Origin of the sequence: Ochrobactrum sp. SFR4 (assembly GCF_019730395.1) — a bacterium.
In the GTDB taxonomy this organism is placed as follows: domain Bacteria; phylum Pseudomonadota; class Alphaproteobacteria; order Rhizobiales; family Rhizobiaceae; genus Pseudochrobactrum.
The window spans coordinates 1-291 of record NZ_JAAPBB010000632.1 but is presented as its reverse complement, the minus strand read 5'-3'; the positions used below and the strand labels follow the sequence as shown (position 1 = coordinate 291).

Here is a 291-nt window from a genome sequence, read left to right as displayed (position 1 = left end):
TGTCAGGGCCGGCAATATAACCATCAAGACTGATACCCAGAAAAACGCTGACTTTGATCTTGTCACTCATGTTCAAACCAGCGGCACAGCTTTGATCTTACGGTTTTCAAACTTGATGCCGATTTTGCCTTCGATCATCTGCAGAGCTTTTTCACCGAATAATTCACGGCGCCAGCCTTTGAGAGCCGGTACATCTGCTGCATTGCCTTTGGCCGCAATCTGATCAATATCATCGGAGGAGGCGACGACTTTCGGTGCCACGCCATGATCTTCGGTGATAATTTTGAGCAA

Annotated in this window: 1 pseudogene; it reads right to left on the bottom strand. The window is 47.8% G+C overall.

Going from position 1 to position 291, the window contains the following annotated elements:
- Nucleotides 1-72: 72 nt before the first annotated feature.
- Nucleotides 73-291: pseudogene (locus HBA93_RS20585) on the bottom strand (ribonuclease D); the annotation flags it as partial.